The sequence below is a fragment of the Rheinheimera tangshanensis genome, assembly GCF_014645135.1.
In the GTDB taxonomy this organism is placed as follows: Bacteria; Pseudomonadota; Gammaproteobacteria; order Enterobacterales; family Alteromonadaceae; genus Pararheinheimera; species Pararheinheimera tangshanensis.
Genome location: NZ_BMLH01000002.1, coordinates 525,971 through 548,078, shown reverse-complemented (window position 1 = coordinate 548,078; position 22,108 = coordinate 525,971). Strand labels below are relative to the sequence as shown.

The window sequence follows — 22,108 nt, the reverse complement described above, 5'->3', positions numbered from 1 at the left end:
TATGCGTAAATTCTGGTTGGTCAGTGTATTTGTTATAACTTCTGCTATTTTACCCCTTGTTTCGATAGCCGCGCCTGCAGAAATTGCATCCACTAAAGAGTCATTTAAGTTACCTTCGGACATTGCAAAAACTGCGAAACCCAAAACAGCACTTCGTAGCAGCGGTATCCTGATCCAGAGCGTCGAAAATAACGTCTGGTTTGACACTATTGATATCTCATTTGAGTCCGATTTAAACAATAACGGCTTTTATCACAACGTATATGTCCGTTTTGACGCAGATACCAACTACAGTTCAGTACCTGTATACGCCCATTTTGCGCTCAAACGTGCCGGAGCCCCTGAAGTCATCATTCATACCAGTTCCGTATTTACTCTGTACGGTACTAGTGCAGAAGATTGGTTTTCAATAGAAAGCGAACTGCTGCATAGCTTACCCCCCGCTTACTATGACTTGGTGATCCGGATTTATGACGCCGATTACAACGACTTACTGGCCGAAATTTCCGGCTTTGACGAACCAGCATTAGCGGAACTGCCATTGGAAGATTTGTCATACGACGAACCACAGGTTGTGATAGTGGAAGAGGATAGCGGTAGTTTTAGTTGGTTTGGTCTGCTGGGATTGGCAGGGATAGCCTGGTACAGACGCAAAGTGAATATTTCTTAACTAAAAAAGCCCCGCTCTGCTGCGGGGCTTTTTATTGCATTTATAAATTAGCCTCAGCAAAAGACGCTAATCTGCTACGTACTACTCCATTGAGATTGATGGTGGTACTGCCTTCAAAGTTTTTAAAACGCTCTACGATGTAAGTCAAACCTGAAGTAACAGCGGTCAGATAGTTACTGTCAATTTGCGACAGGTTGCCTGAACAGATCAGCTTGGTGCCTTCACCACAACGGGTGATGATGGTTTTCAGCTGAGCTGCACTTAAGTTCTGACATTCATCCAGCAGCACTATTGCATTCTGAATGCTGCGGCCGCGCATAAAATTGACTGACTTAAACTGGATATTGGCTTTATCCATAATATATTGCACGCTGGCATGCGGATGTTCGTCGGTTTTATGTAACACTTCCAGCGAGTCGGTAATGGCCGCCAGCCATGGCGCCATTTTCTCTTCTTCTGTGCCAGGTAAAAAGCCGATAGACTCAGCAATTTCCGGCGTGTTGCGGGTGACTATTACTTTGTCGTACATGCCCTTTTCAATCACCAGCTCCAGCGCCGCGGCCAACGCAATCAGAGTTTTACCGCAACCGGCGGGGCCAGTCAGGATCACTAAATCCATATCCGGGTCAAGCAAGGCGTTTAACGCCATTGCCTGATAAATATTTTTCGGGTGGATACCCCAGGCGTGTTTGTGCATCAGGCGCTCAAAACCTAAATCAAGAATTTTGATTTCCTGTTCATTGATTTCCAGCACCCGGCCAGCAAAAGTTTCAGCTTCGTCAATCAGGTATTCGTTGATATAAGCATTAGGTAAAACGGAACGGGGTACAAAATGGTAGGTTTCACGGCCTTCATTGTGGGTGCGGCAGTCTTTGACGACGGACCAAAAATCACCCGAAAACTTGTAATAGCCTTTATATAAAAATCGTACATCGTCAATCAACTGGTCGGTACGGTAATCTTCAACCAGTTTCAGTCCTGCGCCTTTAGCTTTAAGTCGCATATTAATATCTTTAGTGACGAGTATCACTTTGGTCGGCGCTTTTTCCCTCTGTAAAAACAACGCAGTATTAATAATCAAATGATCGTTTTCCCCACCAGGTAAACCTGGTATCTGATCACTGATATGATGGTCATTAATAATAAATAAATGACCGGCATTTTTTTCCTCTGCATGACTGGGTAAAGCGACACCCTGTAGCATCTGTTCCGGTGTTGCGTCTTTAAGCACATCCTCCAAAGCTCGAATCGCAATACGGGCTTCACGACTGACGTCTTTATGCTTGTCTTTGATGTGATCCAATTCTTCGAGCACTGTCATCGGGATGACAACGTCGTGTTCCTGAAAGTTTAAGAAGGCGAAAGGTTCATGCAGTAGAATGTTGGTGTCCAGAACGTATATTTTTTTATCTTTAGCTCTTCTTCGCGCCATAAGCAGCTCCTTAGCGTCAATAAAAACCATGAAAGTCCATGGCAAAAATACAACAATCTTTATTTATTTTCGGTATACAGCGTCTGACTTATAGGATGCTGTTTGGTTCAGCAAAGACAGAACCCGCAGTACTTTTATTCATTTGATCTAAGCTTAGAGCAAAAATGCACTGCCTGTATGACCAATAGATGACGATTTTTAATCTATTACAAAAAAATACGTTCGTTGAGCTGATGCGGTATCAGGCATTTAGCTGTACCATAGCGCGCCATTTTCTGCAGTGAGGACAAGATGATAAAATTTGCTTTGGGCCAACGTTGGATCAGCGACAGTGAGTCGGATTTAGGTTTAGGTACTGTAATTGGGCAGGAAGGCAGAATGCTGACTTTACTGTTTCCAGCCAGTGGTGAAAACCGTCTGTACTCTATTTTGGAAGCACCGCTGACCCGTGTTCAGTTTAACCCGGGCGATACAGTCAAAAGCGCTGAAGGTTTTTCTCTATTAATCAGCGAAGTCGAAAGCAAAAACGACTGTTTTATTTATCATGGCACCCGTACAGACACCAACGAAACTGTAGCCTTACGCGAATTATTCCTCGATCACTTTATTAGTTTTAGCCAGCCACAGGACCGCTTATTTGCCGGTCAGGTGGATCGTTTTGAAACCTTCCCGCTGCGTTATCAGAGCTGGCAGCATTTGCACCGCCAGCAACAAAGTCCATTGCAAGGTCTGGTTGGTGGCCGTATGAGTTTGATCCCACATCAGCTCTATATTGCAGAAGAGGTAGCCAAACGCCACGCACCGCGCGTGTTGCTGGCCGACGAAGTAGGTTTAGGTAAAACTATTGAAGCCGGTTTAATTATTCATCAACAAGTGCTGGCAGGTTTAGCAAAACGCGTATTGGTGGTCGTGCCCGAGTCGCTGCAGCATCAGTGGCTGGTGGAAATGTTACGTCGTTTCAACCTGAAGTTTTCTATTTTTGATGACGAACGTTGTGTGGAATCCTCATTGGATGGTGGCAATCCGTTTGAAACTGAACAGCTGGTGTTAACCAGCCTTGAATTCCTGGTAAAAAAACGTAGCCATCACCAAAAAGCAGTTGAAGCCGACTGGGACTTATTAGTGGTGGATGAAGCTCACCATTTGCAGTGGAGCGAAGAAGCGGCCAGCACTGAATATCAGCGTATTGAAGAACTGGCTGAAGGCACAGCTGGTTTAATTTTACTAACGGCCACTCCTGATCAATTAGGTCATCAGAGCCATTTCGCCCGTTTGCGTTTATTAGATCCCAACCGTTTCCACGACTATCAGGCTTTTATTGCAGAAGAACAAAGCTATAAACAGATCGCTGATTTAGCTGGTGCGGTTTTGGATCAAACACCTTTAAGTTCGGCGTCCGCACAAGCTTTAAGCAAGCTGTTAGCCGAAAGCGACATCAAAACTGCTCTGGCCACTTTGCAACAGACTAACAGCAGTGATGATGATATTGATCAAGCAAAACAGCAGCTGTTAAATCAATTACTGGACCGTCACGGTACAGGCAGGATTTTATTCCGTAATAGCCGTAGTGCTATTTCAGGTTTCCCCCAACGCCAGCCACAAGTCGTGGCTTTAGAACTGCCTGAACAATATAAAAATGCGTTAAAAGTGCAACAAGCCTTTAATAAACAACAAAGTTTGGAGCAAAAAGCCAAAGCCAGTTTATTCCCTGAGCGGGTGTTTCAGGAGTTCGAAGGCAAAGCCAGCAGTTGGTGGCAGTTTGACCCTAGAGTCGATCACCTGATTGCCTTACTGAAACAACATAAACGCAGCAAGTTTTTACTGATCTGTGCTCATGCCGACACAGCGATCGCACTAGAAGAAGCTGTGCGTGTGCGTGAGGGTATTCGAGCGTCAGTCTTCCACGAAGGCATGACTATTGTTGAACGGGATATGGCTGCCGCTTATTTTGCTCAGGAAGACAACAGCGCTCAAATGCTGATCTGTTCAGAAATAGGCAGTGAAGGCCGCAACTTCCAGTTTGCTCATCATCTGGTGTTATTTGATTTACCTTTAAACCCTGACTTGCTGGAACAGCGTATCGGTCGTCTGGACCGTATAGGTCAGACTCAGGATATTCAAATTCATATACCGTATTTTGCCGCTCATCCACAGCAGGTACTGCTGGATTGGTATCAACAGGGTTTACAGGCACTGAGCCAGACTTGCCAGACCGGACGCTCGGTATTTGAACAGGTCTGCACAGAGCTGTTTGAATTGCTGGCCGCTACTACTGTGGATCAAGAAGCCGTTCAGTCGCTGATTACCAAAAGCGCAGAACTCAACCAGCAACTGAAACAAAAACTGGAGCAAGGCCGCGATAAACTGCTGGAAATCAATAGTTCAGGCCAAGGCAAGGCCCGTGAACTTGCTGAAGCTATCGCTGCTTTGGATGACGAGACGAAGTTACCTATGTTTATGCTAAGAGCCTGGGATGTGTTGGGTGTCAACCAAGACGACCGGGGTGAAAATAGCATGGTGCTGACGATGTCCGAGCATCTGCACAGCCATTACCCGATGCTGGACGACGATGGCATCAGTGTCACTTTTGACAGAGCAACGGCTTTAGCACAGGAAGATATCCAGTTCTTAAGCTGGGATCATCCGATGGTACAAGGCACACTGGATATTCTGACCAATGAACAAATGGGCAATAGTTCTGTCGCATTGTTGCCGAATAAAGCCCTCCCCGCCGGCACCTACTTTGTAGAATTTGTATTTATTGTAGAAGCCAGTGCACCAAAAGAATTGCAGCTGGGTCGTTATTTACCTGTGACTCCTGTGCGTTTATTGCTGGAAAAAAATGGGAAAAATCTGGCTGCAAACGTGGGTTTTGAGCAGTTTAATAAACAATTAAAACCTGTTGGGCGTCAACCTGCTGCAAAAATGGTGAAAGCCTTACAAAGCTTCATCCATCCGTTGATAGGCAAAGCTCAGGAATTGGCGACTGCGCGTCTTGTCGAAGTACAACAACAAGCACAAGAATTGATGCAACAAAAATTGAACGCTCAAATCGAACGTCTGCAGGCGCTACAAAAACTAAATCCTTCGGTACGTCCGGAAGAAATTGCATATTTACAACAACAGCAACAAGAATTAACGGATTACATCAGTAAAGCCAGGTTAAAATTTGATGCGCTGCGGGTCGTTGTTGTCAGTCATGATTAAAAGTTAATAAAATGCTACTTGAATATAGGCCACCGACGACCCCATATCTGGATATAGTTTTTCAGGATGAGGATATTGTGATCCTGAATAAACCAAGTGGACTCCTTACTGTTCCTGGCAAAGCTCCGGAGCACAAAGACAGCCTGGACTATAGGGTCCGTTTGGTATGGCCGCAAGCCCGTATAGTACACAGGTTGGATATGGCGACATCCGGGCTGGTTATCATGGCGATGCACGCCCAGAGTCAGCGGGCTTTGAATAAACAGTTTGAGCTGCGCCAGACTAAAAAGCGCTACTTCGCTTTACTGGAAGGACAAGTCCCTGTGGACTCCGGGACTGTTGATTTGCCTTTATTGTGTGATTGGCCCAACAGACCAAAACAAATGGTGCATTTTAGATCCGGTAAGCCATCGCTCACGTACTTCCGGGTACTGGAGCGAAACCAACACCAGACCAGAGTTGAGTTAACGCCTGTTACAGGGCGATCGCATCAGCTGAGAGTACATATGTTGTGGCTTGGTCATCCGATCCTCGGAGACAAGTTTTATGGTACTGAATGTGGACGACGTTCAGTAGATCGACTTCAGTTGCATGCTGGCTCTTTGGCATTCAGACACCCAACTTCAGGAATTGAGCTATATTTTGAAGTGCAATGTCCGTTCTGATCAAAGGAACAGCTGTAATTGATTGCTTTGTTAACCTAAGGTTCAGTTATTTAAGGTAAACTTAGCATCAGGGTAAGGAGTCAGGTGGATATCTGACTAACATTTGTAATAACGAGCCGCTAAATTTGACTAAATGTTTTAGTGAAATAGAATAGCAGCCGCAATTTACCTCTTAGGAGATATGGATGAAACTAAGTACTAGCGCAATTGCCATTACGGCAGCTTTATTATCCACTACTGTTTTAGCTGATAGCTCAAAACCAGTATTGACTGATCGTGCTTTTGGCTCTTTATTCGCCGAATACTACCTGCCAGATGGCGAAAAAACTGAATCTGCTGACTGGTCTTTCCAAGACAAAGGTTTAGGTTTTGGTTTTGAATTAGGCTATTACTTCAACGAAACCTGGGGTATGCGTCTTGAGCACAGCAAACAACGTTTAGAACAGTTAAACACTGACGAAAAATTGAGCGCTGAACGCACAGGTCTTGACGCTTTGTATAATGTAGGTACCACAGGCATGTATATTGCTGGTGGTCTGAAGCATTTACAATTCAAAGGCGGTGATGACGGTTATGCAGTGAACGCTGGTGTTGGTTACCGCTACTATGCAACGGATCGCGTGTCTTTATTCGGTGAAATGAACCGCTACCAAAGTCTGGATGATGGCTTTGGTGATGCAGGCATTAAATTAGGTATGTCAGTGCTGTTTGGTGATGCTCCTGTTGTAGCTGAACCAACTCCGGCTCCAGAGCCAGTAGCAGCTCCTGTTGTTGTAGTCGCCGACAGCGACAACGACGGTGTACCTGATGCAAACGACCTGTGCCCAGGCACTCCTTCTACTGATAAAGTAGACGCAACAGGTTGTTCAATCTTCACAGAAAAAGAAGTGAACTTCACTTTAAAAGCTCAGTTTGCTAACGACTCAGCTGAAATCAAACCAGAGTACAGAACAGAAATCGCTGAATTAGCAGCCTTCCTGAAACGTTTCCCTGGTACTGATGTTGAAATCGGTGGTCATGCTTCAAACGTAGGCTCTGCAGCTTATAACATGAAGTTATCTCAACGTCGTGCTGACGCTGTTGCTCAGGTTCTGACCAATGAACACGGTATCAGTGCAAGCCGCGTTACTGCTACTGGCTACGGTGTGAACCGTCCAAAAGTAGAAGGCAATACTGCAGCTGCTCATGCTGCTAACCGCCGCATCGAAGCTATTGTTACTGCTACAGTAAAAGAGAAAGTAGAGCGTTAATCTCTGCTTTGAGAAAAAACCGCCGCAAGGCGGTTTTTTTATTCCTTTCATTCATACTCATCGATAAAGTTTCGCAATAGGCTGCCGATATAGCCTATACAGATTTTCATACTTCAGAGTCGAGCTAATGCTACCAAAAAGTTTAGTTGTTCTGCTGCTTTTAAGCTGCTGCACCGCAACTTCAGAACCTATGTCGATGGAGCAATGGAATCAATCCGATTTAAGCTGGCAATTACCTACAGATGAAATCACCGAATTATTGGCTGGCGACCAAAGTTTTCTGGCATTAAAACGAGCCGCATTTACTGCAAAAGTAAAAGGCACTATTTTATTTATTCCCGACTGGTCTCAACACGCTGCAAGTCCTAAATATCTGAATTTACTTCGTAAAGAATTTAATGATTATGGCTGGGACACTTTAGCTATAGCTGTACCAGATGCTCCTTTTGAGGATGATATTGCAGCGTTAGACAGCTACAAAATGCAGCTGCAACAACGTGTCGCGGCAGCAATGGCCAGTGTGCAGCCAGAGAACAATGCCATCATAGTTGTAGCTCAGGGCAGCAGCGCCGCACTACTCAGCCAGCTGTATGCAGATAAAAAATTACAAGAGCCTCAATCTCTTATTTTGCTGGAAGCTTATTTGCCGTTAGCAGAACAGCAACGCAGCTTGCCCTTAGCCATAGCTAAGCAACAGGTTCCCACTTTAGATCTGATGCAAGAACAAGGAAATCGGCAAGTCGCAGCCCAGTGGCAATTAAGAAAACAATTGGCAAGGCAACAACAAAAATTACTCTATCGCCAACGTGAAATCAGTGGACTTAGTGCACAAGCTGAAACTCAGCAACGGGTACTGAAAGAAATATACGGCTGGCTGAGCTATCAGGGCTACTAAAAATCACTTTGCCTCGGATAAAAAACTATTACACTGTGCAGCATTCATCATTTTGTCACCACATACCGGAAAAGCTGGACTATGTCGCCCTTGATCCAAACCGTCTTATTGCTCACCGCCAGTAATATCTTTATGACCTTTGCCTGGTATGGGCACCTAAAGCATTTTAAGAGCTCAGCGTTGTACATTGCGATTGCCGTATCCTGGGGGATAGCTTTGTTTGAATACATGTTAATGGTACCTGCCAATCGGATAGGTCATCAGGTACTGAGTCTGGCTCAGCTAAAAATTCTGCAGGAAGTTATTACCTTGAGCGTATTTATCCCATTCGCGGTGCTCTATATGAAAGAGCCCTTCAAATGGAATTATGTCTACGCCGGTTTGTGTCTGATGGGAGCTGTCTATTTTATGTTTTTCCGCGATTAAGCTTTTTGCTTGCGGATCAACTCATAAGCGGCTTGAATATCCTGAGTTTTTTGTTTGGCCACATCCATCAACTCAGGCGGTAATCCTTGTGACATCAGTTTGTCCGGATGATGCTGTGCCATCAGTTTTTTGTAGGCTTTTTTAACAGTTGCTTCAGAACTTTCGGCACTGATCCCTAAAATTTTGTAGGCATCAGCAAGACGATCTATCGTATCAGCAGCGCCGTTTTGACTGCTTTTGGCAAAACGGGCTTCGGCTTCGTAGCGGCTAATCATTTGTTCTAATTGACTAGCACTGATCCCCAAAGCTGATGCGACCTGAGTCAGGATCCTTTGCTCTGCGCTGCTCAGATTCAGGTCGACATAAGCGGTACTGATTTGAATTTCGAGAAACATCAGTAGCAGATCAGGCCTGGTTCTGTATGCAGACTTAAATTCGGCTAATTGCTCTAACAAAGGAAAATCAGCCTGCTTACCGTGACGGAAAGCCGCTTGAGCTTCTTGTTTTTGCATAGCGCTCAGACCTAACTGGTCCATAAAGACAGTGGCTTGCTGAATATGTGACTTAGTCACTACCCCATTTGATTTGGCGATATGCCCCATTACCGCAAAAGTGTTATAGCGGAAAATGCCTTGTGCTTCTGATTTGTCACGAGAAAAACCATTAAAACCACCGCGGCTGGCAAAAGCCCCGCCATAGGACTTGTCAAACCAATGTCCTACTAATAAACCGAGCAATAAACCAGGAATTTTGAGCAGCGCCATACCAAATAAGGCGCCAAGAATTTTACCCCACATGCTCTGACTCCAACTGTGCCGATAATTCTGTCAGTCGTTGCACAGTACCAATATCGTGCCAGACGCCCTGATACAGCTCCGCCGTGACTTTGTTTTTCTGCATGGCCTGACGCAAATAGGGAGCCAGTTTTTGTTTACCTGCAGCGATATCCCTGAAAAATTCCGGCCGGTATACTGCAATACCGCTGAAGGTAAAGCAGTCTGTGGCTTCAGCTAAAGCATAACCTTGCTCACTGATGCCAAAATCACCACGGGGATGCTGTACAGGGTTAGGAACAAGAACTAAGTGCGCTAAGCTGTCTGATGCCAACCTGGTAGTCAATAATTGATAAGGATAATCCGTGAACACATCGCCGTTTACCACAACAAAAGGAGCATCACCTAACAAAGGTAGCGCTTTTTTAATACCTCCAGCAGTTTCAAGTCCTTCAGCGCCTTCATCTGAGTAATGGATGCTGACACCAAACTGCCCACCAGCCCCTAAATGCTGGGGTAACAAATGTCCTAACCAGGCATGGTTGATCACAATATTTCTGATACCCGCAGCACATAACGCTTCAAGGTGATACTGGATCAATGGTTTGCCAGCCACAGCTAACAGTGGTTTAGGTAAATGATCAGTCAAAGGACGCATACGCTCGCCACGACCTGCCGCCAGTATCATTGCTTTCATGTCAGTCTTTGGCCTCCAATGCTGGTTTCACTTTGGTGTTTAACCACAAGTCGAGCTCCTGTAGCTCTGGATAGCGCGATGTGACCTCAAGCACATAGTCAAAGACCCGAGGTAAATCAGTAAGATAGCCAGACTTTCCGTCTCGATGGTATAAGCGGCAGAAAATACCACAGACCTTAATATGCCGCTGTAGTCCCATCCAATCAAACCATTGCTGAAACTGGTCAGGGCTGACTTCTGCCGACAATTCCTCCTGAGCCACCAGGTTTTGATAAAACTCCTGGCTGAGCGTCTGGACCAACTCTGTCGGCCACTTGATATAACAGTCTTTTAACAGCGATACTGCGTCGTAGCTGATTGGCCCTGTCACCGCATCCTGAAAATCGATCACAGCCAGAGAACCATCGGGTTGCAGCATCAAATTACGGCTGTGGTAGTCTCTATGCATTCCAGCCTGCGGTTGCTGTAGTGCAGAGTCTGCCAACCGCAGAAAGTACCGCTGCAACATACCTTGTTCTTGTTCACTGAGTGATACCTGCAAGTGTTGAAGTACACACCAATCGATGAAAATCTGCATTTCCCGCATCAAAAAGGCCTGATCAAATACAGGGAGAGGCCCTGCACTGGTTGCGCTGATCTTCCGGATCTGAGCTAATTGCGCCAAAGCCTGACGATAGAAGGAGCTGGCTGTATCTTCAGTCAGTTTGGATAACAATAAAGTGTCACCTAAATCACTGAGCAATAAAAATCCTTGCTGGATATCCTGCGCAATAATTTGCGGAACTTGCAAACCTGCGTTGGCAAAGGCCTGCTGAGTAGCAACAAAACGGCCACAATCCTCTGCAGGCGTTGGAGCGTCCATCAAAATATAGTGCTGAAGAGCTCTGGAAAAACGGAAATAGCGTCTGAAACTTGCGTCGCCTGTGATGGGATCCAACTGAATTGTTTCGCCAGGAAAACAAGCGGCTAAAAAACTTTGAATTAACTGCATTCGCTCTGGCACTTCACTCTTCCCCTACAGGTCAAAGCCAGCACTATAACGGATTAGCAGGATCTGGAAAATTGATTTATTATAGCTCGCTCGGTGTTCCGGTCGTTTTCACCCATTTCAGGTATTGTACTAAGTAGGTTGCATGACTCATTCTCTGATCTATCGCCTCATTATCATGGCACTTGGTATCCCCTATATAGTCCATGCAGAAGAGCAAACATCTCAACCTATTGAGCAATGTTACAGTGCGGTTGAAATGCCAGCCAAGCTTAGTTCTTTATCAGCAAAAGACAGCAGACTACAGATTTTGTCTGACCGGATCCGAATGATGCAAGACCAAACTGCATTATTTGACGGCAATATAGAAATTATTTACCGCAATACCATGCTCCATGCTGCAAATGCGCAGCTCAGCCAAAAAGAACAAACCTTGCTTGCCACTGGAGGGATCCAGTACTACAGCCCTGATTTAAAAGTCAGCAGCAGCCAGTTTAGTGCGCAGCTCAAAGAAGACAAGGCCGTGTTAAACGACGCTGATTATCAACTGGTCAGCCAGTCTGGGCGTGGTTATGCCAAAGAAATGAGTGCTGTAAAGCAACAGATCAATTTGTCAGAGGCGAGTTTCACCACTTGCCCTGCAAACGACAGTAGCTGGGCCTTGCATGCAGATAAAATTAATATCAACTCAGAGGATGGTTGGGGCGAAGCCTGGCATTCGGTGATCAAAATTCAGGATGTCCCGGTTTTTTATTTACCTTATATGACCTTCCCGGTCAGTGACAAACGTAAAAGTGGTTTATTGTTTCCAAAAATTGGCAGCTCGCAAAAGTTGGGGCTAGAACTTGAAACTCCTTATTACCTGAATCTGGCAGAGAATTACGATGCGACCATCAGTCCACGTATGATGAGTAAAAGGGGCGCACAGCTCAATACTGAATTCCGTTATCTGACAGAGGCCCATGCTGGTCAACTGCAAGTAGAAGTGTTGCCTGATGATAATGACAAACCTGCAGACTTTGGCAGTCGTTATTTAACTCATTTTAGCCACACCGGTGATCTGTCGGACCGCTGGCGAGCCAGTGTCGATTTCACCGATGTCAGCGACGACGCCTACTTGTCTGAATTAGGTTCAGATTACAGCAATCAAAGCGATACGCAGTTATACCGTCAAGCTAGCCTGAATTATTTCGGCGATTATCTGAACTCAGAAATTCGTCTGCAGGGTTTTGAAATCCTTGGGAATTATTCCCCTTCTTATGCTGCTTTGCCTCAGATTGATCTGAGCTCAGCTGCACCTTTGGATTTAGCTGCAGGTTTTGAGTTTAACTGGCACAGCCAATATGCCCATTTTCGCAATGATGCAGCTATCATTAACAATGCTGACCGTTTACACCTGGAACCCAGTATTCGCTGGCCTTTAATCACGCCAGCCATGGAACTGGTTGCAGAAACCAGCCTGTTGCACACGCGCTATCAACAAAATACCGATCAAACCACCCTGCTGGTGCAAGAAGAAACGACCAGAACTGTACCTAAAGTGCAGATTAATGCCAAATTGAATATGGAAAGAGAACTGGCTTGGGAAGATTCGGGGTCATTACAAACGTTCGAGCCCCAGTTGCAGTATCTTTATATTCCTTATCGTGACCAATCAGATATTGGACTTTACGATACAGCCAGGCTGCAGGACGATTATTATGGTTTGTTCCGTGAAAATAGATATTCAGGTCTGGACCGAATAGCCGACACCAACCAACTGACGGTAGGCTGGACAACCCGGCTTTATGACTCGCAAGATACAGAGTTGTTTCGTTTCAGTTTAGGCCAAATCGTTTTCCTTGATGACCCCAAGCCTATAGATAATTCCTTGCAGGACACAGAACAGACCGCAGACTCGGTACTTGCTTCTGAGCTTTTATGGAACTGGAGCAAGGGCTGGTACTTAAATACGGCATTGCAGTATGATGCAAGCAATGAGCGGATGGTAAAAAGTAACGTGACTTTAGATTACGTGGCTGATGATAAAAGTTTGCTGCAGTTGAACCACCGCTACAGTCGTGAGGTCTCAGACTACGAAATTGAACAGGTCGGTTTTTTAGGTACCACACCTATAGATGATAAATGGAAACTGATTGCCAGTTATTATCGTGACATCAACAAGCATCATATGATAGAAGCTAACTTTGGTTTGCAATATGAGTCCTGTTGTTGGGCTATACGTGTGGTTGCCAAGCGCCAAATCAATACCAACCTTGAATTGGCGCTGGATGATTTGTCACAACCTCCAACCTTCGATAATGGAATCGCCGTACAATTTGTCTTGAAAGGTTTTGGTGAAGGAGCTGGCTTCTCAGTCAGCGACATGTTGTCGAATGGTATTTTTGGTTATAGACGCCCATATTTACTAAATAATTAATGTAGGAACCTATGAAGTTACAACTTTTGATTGCCAGCTCTGTGGCCGCATTTCTGGCCTTTTCGGGCCAGGCGGCAGAACAAAAGATCGACGGTGTTGCAGCTATCGTCAACAACAGTGTAGTACTGGACACTGAAGTGACGGATATGGTCAATAAAGTAAAACGTAACGCGCAAAGTCAGGGGCAAACCTTGCCTTCCGATCGCGCTTTACGCACTCAGGCCCTTGAACGTTTAATCAGCAACAGCTTGCAAATGCAAATGGCTAAACGTATGGGTTTACAGATCACAGACCCTCAATTGGACCAGGCGCTGGAAAACGTTGCACGCAGTGAAAACCTGACTATGGAGCAATTTCGTCAGCGTATAGTGCAGGAAGAAGGCGACTACCAACAGTTTCGTGAACGCTTCCGTGAAGAAATTACCACGGGCGAAGTGTTAAGAGCCAACGTACAACGCCGCATTTATATCAGCCCGCAGGAAATAGATACGCTGATGAAAGTGATGGAAGAACAAGGTTCCTCGAATGAGCAATACAATATAGGGCACATTCTGATTTCCATTCCAAATCAGGCCAGTACTGAGGAAATTACCGAAGCCAAAGATCGCGCTGACAAAGTGATGAAGCTGTTGCGTGAAGGTAGCGACTTTAAGAAAATTGCTATTGCTTCCTCGTCTGACACTACAGCTCTGGATGGCGGTGACATGGGCTGGATGAATATTAACGAAATGCCAACGCTGTTCTCTGATGCCATTCGCGGCAAGAAAAAAACCGATATAATTGGACCTTTACGTTCTGGTGCCGGTTTTCACATCCTGACTATTTTTGATATTCGTGGCGCGAATGTGGCTGAACTGAATGAAGTCAAATCACGTCACGTTTTGATCAAACCCTCCATTATTATGAGCGAAGAAAAAGCCCGTGACACCTTAAAGCAATTTGTCGCTGACTTTAAAGCAGGCAAAGCAGACTTTGCCGAATTTGCGTCAGCCAACTCTGAAGATCCGGGCTCTAAATTAAAAGGTGGTGACTTAGGTTGGGCCGATCCGGCCATGTATGTCCCTGCATTTCGCGATACACTGAATAATCTGCAGATCGAGGAAATTAGTCAGCCTTTCCGCACTGAGCATGGCTGGCATGTAGTGCAACTGCTGGATAAACGTGTTGTTGACATGACCGCAGAGAAAAAACAAGACCAAGTTTACCGTATGTTATTTAATCGCCGCTTTAATGAAGAACAAGCTAACTTCCTGCGTGAGCTTCGTGATCAGGCTTTTATTGAAGTACTGACGGAGACTGAATGACATTAAGGATAGCAATCACCCCAGGAGAGCCAGCTGGTATAGGACCTGATCTCGTGGTGATGTTGGCGCAAAAAAACTGGCCAGCCCAGTTGATTGTTTGCGCCAACGCAGACCTGTTAAAGCAAAGAGCGGCGGCGTTAAACCTGCCGCTTCAGCTTTTACCTTATGAGCCAAATCAACCTGCTTCACCACAACAGGCAGGAACCTTAACCTGCGTTGACTTTGCATTAGAAGCCCCTGTCATGACGGGCCAGTTGAATGAAGCCAACGGACGTTATGTGGTCGACACCTTAAGGTATGTAGGCGAAAAATCCATCTCTGGTGAATTCGATGCCATAGTGACTGGTCCAGTGCACAAAGGGATTATTAATAAAGCAGGAGTTCCTTTTAGCGGTCACACCGAATTTTTTGCCCAGTTATCAAACACTCCTTATGTAGTAATGATGCTGGCCACTGAAGGACTAAGGGTGGCCCTGGCCACCACACATATCCCACTTGCTTATGTTGCAAAAGCTATTACGAAAGAGCGTCTGCATAAAGTCATCTCCGTCTTACATCACGACTTACAGCACAAATTTGCTATTGAAGCTCCGGTTATTTATGTCTGTGGATTAAATCCACATGCAGGAGAAGACGGACATTTAGGCCGTGAAGAAATCGACGTGATCAGCCCCACCTTAGACGAGCTGCGATCGCAAGGTATGGATTTAGTCGGCCCATTGCCTGCAGATACCTTGTTTCAGCCCAAATATCTGGAACATGCTGACGCAGTTCTGGCCATGTACCACGACCAAGGCCTGCCTGTGCTGAAATACAAAGGTTTTGGACGTTCAGTCAATATTAGCCTTGGTTTACCTTTAATAAGAACATCAGTTGATCATGGCACTGCACTGGATTTAGCAGGTACAGGCAAAGCCGACCCCGGAAGTTTATTCCATGCCCTGGAACAAGCCATTTATTTAGCGCAAAGAGCCAAGTTAACACATGACAGATAAAGTACACCAAGGACATACAGCCCGAAAACGTTTTGGTCAGAACTTCCTGCACGATCCAGTTGTGATCGAACGCATAGTCAAAGCCATCAATCCGAAACCAACAGACATACTGGTAGAAATTGGTCCTGGTTTAGGCGCTATTACAGAACCTGTGGCAGAAAAATCAGGCCACCTCACCGTCGTTGAACTAGACAGAGATTTAGCACAACGTTTACAGGAACATCCTGTGCTGGCAGATAAATTAACTATTTATCAGGCCGATGCAATGAAATTTGATTTCCGTCAGTTAGTGCAACCTGGAAAAAAACTCAAAGTCTTTGGCAATTTACCTTACAACATCTCGACTCCTTTGTTGTTTCATTTATTCGATTATGCTGACGATATTGAGAACATGCATTTTATGCTGCAAAAGGAAGTGGTTGAGCGAATGACCGCAGGCCATGGCTCTAAAACTTATGGCCGCTTATCTGTTATGACTCAGTTTTTCTGTCATGCCATGCCAGTGGTAGAAGTTGGACCAGGCGCCTTTAAACCGGCCCCTAAAGTTGACTCAGCCGTAGTTCGGCTTATTCCCAAACCTGTATCAGAGCGTCAGGATGTGCCTGTCGCTGTATTAAACAGAGTGTGTCTGGAAGCCTTTAATCAACGTCGAAAAACCTTACGCAACTGTTTCAGCAACTTTGCAACAGCAGAGCAGATTGTAGCAATGGGGATAGATCCAACCTTGCGTCCGGAACAATTAAGTGTCGAGCAGTTTATCGGTATAGCTCGCTGGTTACATCAACAAGAGCAACACCAGTTATGAGTCTGAGTTTTGAAATTCCTGTCTCAGTTGAAACATTTTATGTCGCAGCGCAATCAGACCCGGCTAATAACCGCTATGTTTTTGCGTATACCATTACCATAAAAAACCACAGTGTAGAGACGGTACAACTGTTAAAGCGTTACTGGTTGATTACCGATGCTAATGGTAAAGAAACCGAAGTCCATGGTGACGGAGTCGTTGGTGAACAGCCGCAACTGGCACCTGGTTCCAGTTATAGCTATACCAGTGGCGCAGTGCTGGAGACTCCAGTAGGAACTATGCAAGGTCACTACGAAATGACCAGCCAGAGCCAGTTAAGCTTTAAAGCAGCTATTCCTCTGTTCCGTTTGGCCATTCCAAATATTCTGAACTGATGTTATGCCAGGCTATGTGATAGGCGATGTGCAAGGTTGTTTTCAACAACTACAGTCGCTCTTGGCTAAAATCCAGTTTGATGCCAATAAAGACTATTTGTGGTTTTGCGGAGATCTAGTCGCCAGAGGCCCAGATTCGCTGGCGACACTAAGGTTTATCCGCTCTTTGGGTGATAGAGCCAAGGTAGTACTGGGAAATCATGATTTGCATTTTCTGGCCTGCGCTTTTGGTTTCGCTAAAGCTGATCCAAAAGATCTGTTAGACGACTTGCTGCACGCTCCGGATTTAGCTGAGCTCGTCCATTGGCTACAGCAGCAACCTTTGATGCATTTTGAACCAGAGCGTAACTTGTTGCTGGTTCATGCCGGGTTAGCCCCAAACTGGCCAGTAGATATCGCATTAAAGGCGGCCGCAGAAGTCAGCTCTGTACTCAAGGGCTCTCCAGAGAGACTATTTTCTGTCATGTATGGCAATACCCCGGCTTTATGGTCAGAAGCACACTCTGAGCAGGAGCGTTGGCGTTTTACTATTAACAGCTGCACCAGAATGCGATTTTGTCTGGCAAATGGAGCACTTGAACTCAAAGAAAAGCGTCATCCTGAAAAAGTGAGTACGCTGCTTCCATGGTATGCATTTTGGCAACAAGAATCTCATCCGGAGATTTTTTTTGGTCACTGGGCGGCCTTAATGGGACATAGCCCGGTAGCGGGTATTCACGCTTTAGATACCGGATGTGTCTGGGGAAATTATTTAACGGCCTATTGTATTGAGACGGCACGGCGTTATAGTGTTTCTGACTAAAAATAACGCTATAATGCGGCGCTGTTTCAAAATAATATATTTTTGATTGATATTGTGTGGTGACAGGGGTAACAATGCCCTTTTAACCTGGATACTGGGAGTAAGGTTATGAAGTTAACGGTAGCACTTCGGATTATTGGTGGTTTTGGTGTTATTTCACTGCTACTGCTGGTGATCGGTATTACCTCGTACATGAGCTTGAATAGTATCAATGCCTCAACCACGCAAGTAAACGAAATCTCGATCCCAGCATTAGAAAATAGTGCCGTACTGCAAAGTGAATTTGTCAAAATGAGCAAAGTCAGTCTGCAGGCTTTTTATGCGACTGAAGTGAAGCAGGTTAAAGAATTAGAAACTCAGTTCGCTATTGAACAAGATTTGTACGACACTGCCGCTAAAGCACTGCAAGTAGTAGTAGCAGAAGAAGAAACGCTGGCAAATTCTTTTAAGGATGTATCCGCTGCCTATACCGAATTTACCCCAGTCAGTAAAAAACTATTCTCAGAGCTTAGCAAAAGCCTGACGCTGCGCGACCAAATTGCCTCTCAATTATCAGATGTGGAGTTAAATTCAGATGACTCGGCATCTTTGTTACTGGATTTCAGCGATGTCAGAGACGTGACTCGTCGTTTCCCACAGGCTAGCAAAGCCGCTGCTGAGCTGGAGACCGGATTAAATACCTTAGTCAGTATCGTCGTTGATTTAACCCGTACAACATCAGCCAGCACAGCAGAGACTATTTCGAATGAAGTCACTTCACGTTTAGAAGGTGTCAATCAGCAAATGACCACCATCAAAACTGAAGCAGGAGCCAGTGTTGATATGGTTGCTGATTTAGATGAAAAAATCACAGCAATCAATGATTTGTTAGTGGGTGATGAAGGTATACTGACGTTAAAAGCACAAATGTTAGCAGCCTCTGCAGAAGCACAAAAACAACTGACACAAGCGGAAGCTCACAACAAAACTGCGTTAGATGGATTAAATCGTTTATTGTCCAGAGCGCGTACAGCTGCAGGTGAAATTCAGGCTGAAGCTCAATCTGACGTATCAGGTGCCATTACGACTATCTTCCTTGTCGTATTGATTTCTATAGGTTTGGCTGTAGGTATAGCCATGGTTACGGTGCGCAGCATCACAGTCCCATTAGCTAAAGTGAACGAAATTTTAGGTGTAGTCGCCTCAGGTGATTTAACGAAACGCCTGGATGACAAGGCTCATGACGAATTTGGCGATCTGGCTCGTAACTGTAATCAGGTAATCACTAACTTACGTCAGTTGATCCAAGGCATTATTTCCCGCTCTACACAGCTTGCCGCGGCTTCAGAACAAACTTCAGCTATTACGGTAGAAACTACTACAGCTATTCGTGAACAGAAGTCTCAGGTCACTCAGGCAGCTACAGCGACAACTGAGATGAGCAGTACTTCACAAGGCGTCATGCAAAGTTCAAACGACGCGTTGGCTGAAATCAAAAATGCTGACAGCGAAGCTGAACGTGTGAAAGTGATTTCTGAAAATAACAAACAAACCATACTGCAATTATCTACAGAAGTTGATCAGGCCTCTGCTGTGATTAATAAACTACATAAAGATAGCGCCTCAATCGGCAGCATTCTTGATGTTATCCGTGGCATCGCTGAACAGACGAACCTGTTGGCATTAAACGCCGCTATTGAAGCAGCACGTGCTGGTGAACAAGGTCGTGGTTTCGCAGTGGTAGCAGATGAAGTTCGTTCTCTGGCAAGCAAAACTCAAGCATCCACTCAGGAAATTCAAGCCATGATCCAAGTGCTGCAAACCGGTGCTCATGCAGCTGTAGAAGCGATGAACAAGGGTAAAAAGCAGGCTGAAAATTGTGTGACTCAAACTGAAGTAGCTGCCCAGGCTCTGGAATCTATCACTAACGCCGTCCACTTGGCCCATGATATGAGTGAGCAAATCTCCCATGCCGCTAAAGAGCAAAACCAAGTGTCTAACGAAATCAGCCACTTGTTAGAGTCTATTGTGACCATCGCTGAGCAAACTGCTTCTGGCGCTGAGCAGACCTCTCAGTCCAGTCATGAAGTAGCTCGTTTAGCGGAAGAGTTACGTCAGTCTGTCGATCAGTTCAAAGTCTGAACTGATCGCTAGTTCATACTAAAAAAAATCCGCCAGATGGCGGATTTTTTATTGGGTCAGGATAGCGACTTACTCACCACCACCGGCTCGCTCTTTGATAACAGCTATCAAAGGGGAAGATGCAAAACCATTACCCTCAGCCCATGCAACATCACCAGATGCTGCAACCTGAGCTGCAGGTAACTGCTTCACTATAAACTCACCTACATCAGCTGCATTATTTTTTATCGCAAACCGAACTAAGCTATCGCCATTACAAGTAACGCCTTCATAAATATTACGTAAGCGCAGACGGTAATCACTCAGAACTTTGCGTAATCTATTTTTATCGTCAGCCTTGACATAATCGCACATCGAAGCCGCTAACTGGTCGTCAGCATGCACTACCGGGGACACCAATACTGCACCGGCCACCACTACACCACAGAACACTGCTGGCAACAATTTCATACATTACTCCTGAAGCAGTCAAAAAACAGACAAAAGTATAGTAACAACATGTAGCAACAGGTGCAATGAAGTCCTGTTCATTCTCTGTTCAGGATACGGAAATGATAGGAATGGGGATTTTGTGGATCAGCTTGATGGGATTCTGATGCTGCTTCATGCCAGCGAGCTGCAGCCTGATAGTCAGGGAAAAAGGCATCGCCTTCTACGGTCAATTCAATATCAGTGATATATAAGGTATCAGCTAAAGGCAGCACCTGACGGTATATCTCTGCACCACCTATGATCATCACTTCTGCTTCATCTTGTACTAAAGCCAGCGCCTGCTCTATGCTTCGTACCCAATCTGCATCTGCACTTAGAGCCACACCTTGCCTGCTGATGACAATATTACGGCGTCCCGGTAAGGCTTTACCAATAGATTGGTAAGTCTTGCGACCCATGATCACCGGCTTACCTAAAGTCACTTTCTTGAAATGCTTTAGATCTGCCGGTAAATGCCAGGGCATCTGATTGTCTTTGCCAATCACTCTGTTATTGGCCATAGCCGCTATCATTGCAATCCGCATTGTCACCTCAGCGCTTATAAATTACTTCAACGTCGTAATCGTCTTCATCAAAATCATCATCATCCAGGTCGTCTTCAACAGATAGTACGTCCTGATGATAATCATCCCACTTAAAGTTTACGGCGTCTTCGACTTGCTCTCGCGGTTTTTCAACCGGCAATAATTCTATGTAATTTAAAATGTCTGCAGCTAAACGCTCAGTATTAGTCCGACTTGCAGCAGCAATTTTATGAACTTCACCTTGCCAGTTGATAGCTTTAGTGACGCGCTCAATGATTTCTTCCAGTTCATCTTCGAGCACTAAATCCAGCTTGTTAAAGACCAACCAACGAGGTTTATTGGCTAACTTTTCACTGTATTTGTCTAATTCTTTTAATATGGTCACAGCGTTTTCAGCCGGATCTGAGCCATCAGCAGGTAATACATCGACAACGTGCAATAACAAGCGGCAACGTTCTAAGTGTTTTAAAAACTGAATACCTAAGCCCGCACCTTCGGCTGCGCCTTCAATTAAACCCGGAATATCTGCAATCACAAAAGAGCGGTGACTTTCAACCCGCACCACACCCAGATTAGGAACCAGAGTCGTAAAAGGATAATCAGCTACTTTTGGCTTGGCAGAAGATACTGCGCGTATAAGAGTCGATTTACCGGCATTTGGCAGGCCTAATAGGCCCACATCAGCCAATAACAGCAATTCTAAACGGATGTTACGTACTTCACCTGGCGTACCATTAGTTTTCTTGCGTGGAGCTCTGTTGGTACTGCTGGTAAAACGGGCGTTACCCAAACCATGCCAGCCGCCTTTCGCGATCATCAGCTTTTGGCCGTTTTTGGTTAAATCACCTATCACTTCAGCAGTATCAATATCTACAGCACGAGTTCCAACCGGGACACGTAAAATCAGGTCATCACCACGCTTACCTGTGCAGTTGGTACTCATACCATTCTGACCACGTTCTGCCTGGTGATACTTTTCGAACTGATAGTCCACCAGGGTGTTCAGGTTGGTGTCAGCCATTAAATAAACATCACCACCATCACCACCGTCACCACCATTTGGGCCACCTTTGGCGACAAACTTTTCGCGACGGAAACTGACAATACCGTTGCCGCCATCGCCGGCTTCAACCCGAATTTCCGCTTCATCTACGAATTTCATCTGGACTATCCTGATCTAAAAAAACTATGGGCTCATTATACTATCAATTCAGCCCCAGCATGAATGCATAGCAAGGCTCTGATGAATTGAAAGCAACAAAACTAACC

Annotated in this window: 20 protein-coding genes; 13 read left to right on the top strand and 7 right to left on the bottom strand. The window is 45.3% G+C overall.

Annotated elements, in window-relative coordinates; translation table 11 throughout:
• The first annotated feature begins 1 nt into the window (after position 1).
• On the top strand, positions 2-670 hold the full coding sequence (locus IEW88_RS07015; protein ID WP_053424186.1) for a choice-of-anchor H family protein: 669 nt from the start codon (positions 2-4) through the stop codon (positions 668-670).
• A gap of 40 nt (positions 671-710) precedes the next feature.
• Here the strand turns inward: IEW88_RS07015 and IEW88_RS07010 are convergent, their stop codons facing one another.
• Complete coding sequence (locus IEW88_RS07010; RefSeq protein WP_147903613.1) at positions 711-2,102, bottom strand: PhoH family protein; 1,392 nt, start codon at positions 2,100-2,102, stop codon at positions 711-713.
• 291 nt (positions 2,103-2,393) lie between these two features.
• On the opposite strand from IEW88_RS07010, the gene rapA reads away from it, so the two are divergent.
• From rapA to IEW88_RS06985, 5 genes are all read left to right on the top strand, one after another.
• A complete protein-coding gene (gene rapA, locus IEW88_RS07005; protein WP_221411374.1) occupies positions 2,394-5,309 on the top strand; it encodes an RNA polymerase-associated protein RapA in 2,916 nt (971 codons plus the stop codon).
• A gap of 11 nt (positions 5,310-5,320) precedes the next feature.
• Entirely contained in the window at positions 5,321-5,974 is a 654-nt protein-coding gene (locus tag IEW88_RS07000; RefSeq protein WP_147903612.1) for an RluA family pseudouridine synthase, read from the top strand.
• A 185-nt stretch (positions 5,975-6,159) separates the two neighbouring features.
• Positions 6,160-7,224 (top strand): OmpA family protein, encoded by a 1,065-nt coding sequence (locus IEW88_RS06995; RefSeq protein ID WP_147903611.1) that lies wholly within the window; start codon positions 6,160-6,162, stop codon positions 7,222-7,224.
• Between the two features lie 127 nt (positions 7,225-7,351).
• Positions 7,352-8,119 (top strand): DUF3530 family protein, encoded by a 768-nt coding sequence (locus tag IEW88_RS06990; RefSeq protein WP_147903610.1) that lies wholly within the window; start codon positions 7,352-7,354, stop codon positions 8,117-8,119.
• 81 nt (positions 8,120-8,200) lie between these two features.
• Positions 8,201-8,545, top strand: coding sequence for a DMT family protein (locus IEW88_RS06985; RefSeq protein ID WP_053424181.1), 345 nt, complete (start codon positions 8,201-8,203; stop codon positions 8,543-8,545).
• Here IEW88_RS06985 and djlA read toward each other — a convergent pair.
• From djlA to IEW88_RS06970, 3 genes are read right to left on the bottom strand one after another with little or no spacing between them, the layout of a single operon-like run.
• Positions 8,542-9,342, bottom strand: a complete 801-nt coding sequence (djlA, locus tag IEW88_RS06980) for a co-chaperone DjlA (RefSeq protein ID WP_147903609.1) — start codon at positions 9,340-9,342, stop codon at positions 8,542-8,544. The genes IEW88_RS06985 and djlA overlap by 4 nt on opposite strands.
• Positions 9,332-10,015: an N-acetylmuramate alpha-1-phosphate uridylyltransferase MurU gene (gene murU, locus IEW88_RS06975; protein WP_053424180.1), complete on the bottom strand. Its 684-nt coding sequence runs from the start codon at positions 10,013-10,015 to the stop codon at positions 9,332-9,334. Before murU ends, djlA begins: the two co-directional genes overlap by 11 nt.
• A gap of 1 nt (position 10,016) precedes the next feature.
• Positions 10,017-11,006: an aminoglycoside phosphotransferase family protein gene (locus IEW88_RS06970; protein ID WP_147903608.1), complete on the bottom strand. Its 990-nt coding sequence runs from the start codon at positions 11,004-11,006 to the stop codon at positions 10,017-10,019.
• A gap of 142 nt (positions 11,007-11,148) precedes the next feature.
• On the opposite strand from IEW88_RS06970, the gene IEW88_RS06965 reads away from it, so the two are divergent.
• From IEW88_RS06965 to IEW88_RS06935, 7 genes are all read left to right on the top strand, one after another.
• Positions 11,149-13,422 carry an LPS-assembly protein LptD gene (locus tag IEW88_RS06965; protein WP_147903607.1) on the top strand — a complete coding sequence of 758 codons (2,274 nt, stop codon included), beginning with the start codon at positions 11,149-11,151 and terminating at the stop codon, positions 13,420-13,422.
• Between the two features lie 11 nt (positions 13,423-13,433).
• Positions 13,434-14,726, top strand: coding sequence for a peptidylprolyl isomerase SurA (surA, locus tag IEW88_RS06960; RefSeq protein ID WP_053424178.1), 1,293 nt, complete (start codon positions 13,434-13,436; stop codon positions 14,724-14,726).
• Positions 14,723-15,721, top strand: a complete 999-nt coding sequence (gene pdxA / locus IEW88_RS06955) for a 4-hydroxythreonine-4-phosphate dehydrogenase PdxA (protein WP_147903606.1) — start codon at positions 14,723-14,725, stop codon at positions 15,719-15,721. The genes surA and pdxA overlap by 4 nt, the downstream gene beginning before the upstream one ends.
• Complete coding sequence (gene rsmA / locus IEW88_RS06950; RefSeq protein WP_147903605.1) at positions 15,711-16,526, top strand: 16S rRNA (adenine(1518)-N(6)/adenine(1519)-N(6))-dimethyltransferase RsmA; 816 nt, start codon at positions 15,711-15,713, stop codon at positions 16,524-16,526. Before pdxA ends, rsmA begins: the two co-directional genes overlap by 11 nt.
• On the top strand, positions 16,523-16,900 hold the full coding sequence (gene apaG / locus IEW88_RS06945) for a Co2+/Mg2+ efflux facilitator ApaG/CorD (protein WP_147903604.1): 378 nt from the start codon (positions 16,523-16,525) through the stop codon (positions 16,898-16,900). The genes rsmA and apaG overlap by 4 nt, the downstream gene beginning before the upstream one ends.
• A gap of 4 nt (positions 16,901-16,904) precedes the next feature.
• Positions 16,905-17,702, top strand: a complete 798-nt coding sequence (locus IEW88_RS06940; RefSeq protein ID WP_147903603.1) for a symmetrical bis(5'-nucleosyl)-tetraphosphatase — start codon at positions 16,905-16,907, stop codon at positions 17,700-17,702.
• Positions 17,703-17,810: 108 nt separating this feature from the next.
• On the top strand, positions 17,811-19,823 hold the full coding sequence (locus IEW88_RS06935; protein ID WP_147903602.1) for a HAMP domain-containing methyl-accepting chemotaxis protein: 2,013 nt from the start codon (positions 17,811-17,813) through the stop codon (positions 19,821-19,823).
• Between the two features lie 69 nt (positions 19,824-19,892).
• Here IEW88_RS06935 and IEW88_RS06930 read toward each other — a convergent pair whose 3' ends face one another.
• From IEW88_RS06930 to cgtA, 3 genes are all read right to left on the bottom strand, one after another.
• Positions 19,893-20,273, bottom strand: a complete 381-nt coding sequence (locus IEW88_RS06930; RefSeq protein ID WP_053424172.1) for a DUF3718 domain-containing protein — start codon at positions 20,271-20,273, stop codon at positions 19,893-19,895.
• Between the two features lie 77 nt (positions 20,274-20,350).
• On the bottom strand, positions 20,351-20,839 hold the full coding sequence (folA, locus tag IEW88_RS06925) for a type 3 dihydrofolate reductase (protein WP_147903601.1): 489 nt from the start codon (positions 20,837-20,839) through the stop codon (positions 20,351-20,353).
• A 7-nt stretch (positions 20,840-20,846) separates the two neighbouring features.
• Positions 20,847-22,001: an Obg family GTPase CgtA gene (cgtA, locus tag IEW88_RS06920; protein ID WP_147903600.1), complete on the bottom strand. Its 1,155-nt coding sequence runs from the start codon at positions 21,999-22,001 to the stop codon at positions 20,847-20,849.
• Between the last annotated feature and the right edge of the window lie 107 nt (positions 22,002-22,108).

Bases quoted from the DNA above. Each gene is read 5' to 3' on its own strand.
- IEW88_RS07015 (WP_053424186.1), top strand. From the start codon at position 2: ATGCGTAAATTCTGGTTGGTCAGTGTATTTGTTATAACTTCTGCTATT.
- IEW88_RS06965 (WP_147903607.1), top strand. From the start codon at position 11,149: ATGACTCATTCTCTGATCTATCGCCTCATTATCATGGCACTTGGTATC.
- folA (WP_147903601.1), bottom strand. From the start codon at position 20,839: ATGCGGATTGCAATGATAGCGGCTATGGCCAATAACAGAGTGATTGGC.
- IEW88_RS06970 (WP_147903608.1), bottom strand. From the start codon at position 11,006: ATGCAGTTAATTCAAAGTTTTTTAGCCGCTTGTTTTCCTGGCGAAACA.
- IEW88_RS06935 (WP_147903602.1), top strand. From the start codon at position 17,811: ATGAAGTTAACGGTAGCACTTCGGATTATTGGTGGTTTTGGTGTTATT.
- IEW88_RS07000 (WP_147903612.1), top strand. From the start codon at position 5,321: ATGCTACTTGAATATAGGCCACCGACGACCCCATATCTGGATATAGTT.
- pdxA (WP_147903606.1), top strand. From the start codon at position 14,723: ATGACATTAAGGATAGCAATCACCCCAGGAGAGCCAGCTGGTATAGGA.
- cgtA (WP_147903600.1), bottom strand. From the start codon at position 22,001: ATGAAATTCGTAGATGAAGCGGAAATTCGGGTTGAAGCCGGCGATGGC.
- apaG (WP_147903604.1), top strand. From the start codon at position 16,523: ATGAGTCTGAGTTTTGAAATTCCTGTCTCAGTTGAAACATTTTATGTC.
- rapA (WP_221411374.1), top strand. From the start codon at position 2,394: ATGATAAAATTTGCTTTGGGCCAACGTTGGATCAGCGACAGTGAGTCG.
- IEW88_RS06985 (WP_053424181.1), top strand. From the start codon at position 8,201: ATGTCGCCCTTGATCCAAACCGTCTTATTGCTCACCGCCAGTAATATC.
- rsmA (WP_147903605.1), top strand. From the start codon at position 15,711: ATGACAGATAAAGTACACCAAGGACATACAGCCCGAAAACGTTTTGGT.
- murU (WP_053424180.1), bottom strand. From the start codon at position 10,015: ATGAAAGCAATGATACTGGCGGCAGGTCGTGGCGAGCGTATGCGTCCT.
- IEW88_RS06930 (WP_053424172.1), bottom strand. From the start codon at position 20,273: ATGAAATTGTTGCCAGCAGTGTTCTGTGGTGTAGTGGTGGCCGGTGCA.
- djlA (WP_147903609.1), bottom strand. From the start codon at position 9,342: ATGTGGGGTAAAATTCTTGGCGCCTTATTTGGTATGGCGCTGCTCAAA.
- IEW88_RS06995 (WP_147903611.1), top strand. From the start codon at position 6,160: ATGAAACTAAGTACTAGCGCAATTGCCATTACGGCAGCTTTATTATCC.
- surA (WP_053424178.1), top strand. From the start codon at position 13,434: ATGAAGTTACAACTTTTGATTGCCAGCTCTGTGGCCGCATTTCTGGCC.
- IEW88_RS07010 (WP_147903613.1), bottom strand. From the start codon at position 2,102: ATGGCGCGAAGAAGAGCTAAAGATAAAAAAATATACGTTCTGGACACC.
- IEW88_RS06990 (WP_147903610.1), top strand. From the start codon at position 7,352: ATGCTACCAAAAAGTTTAGTTGTTCTGCTGCTTTTAAGCTGCTGCACC.
- IEW88_RS06940 (WP_147903603.1), top strand. From the start codon at position 16,905: ATGCCAGGCTATGTGATAGGCGATGTGCAAGGTTGTTTTCAACAACTA.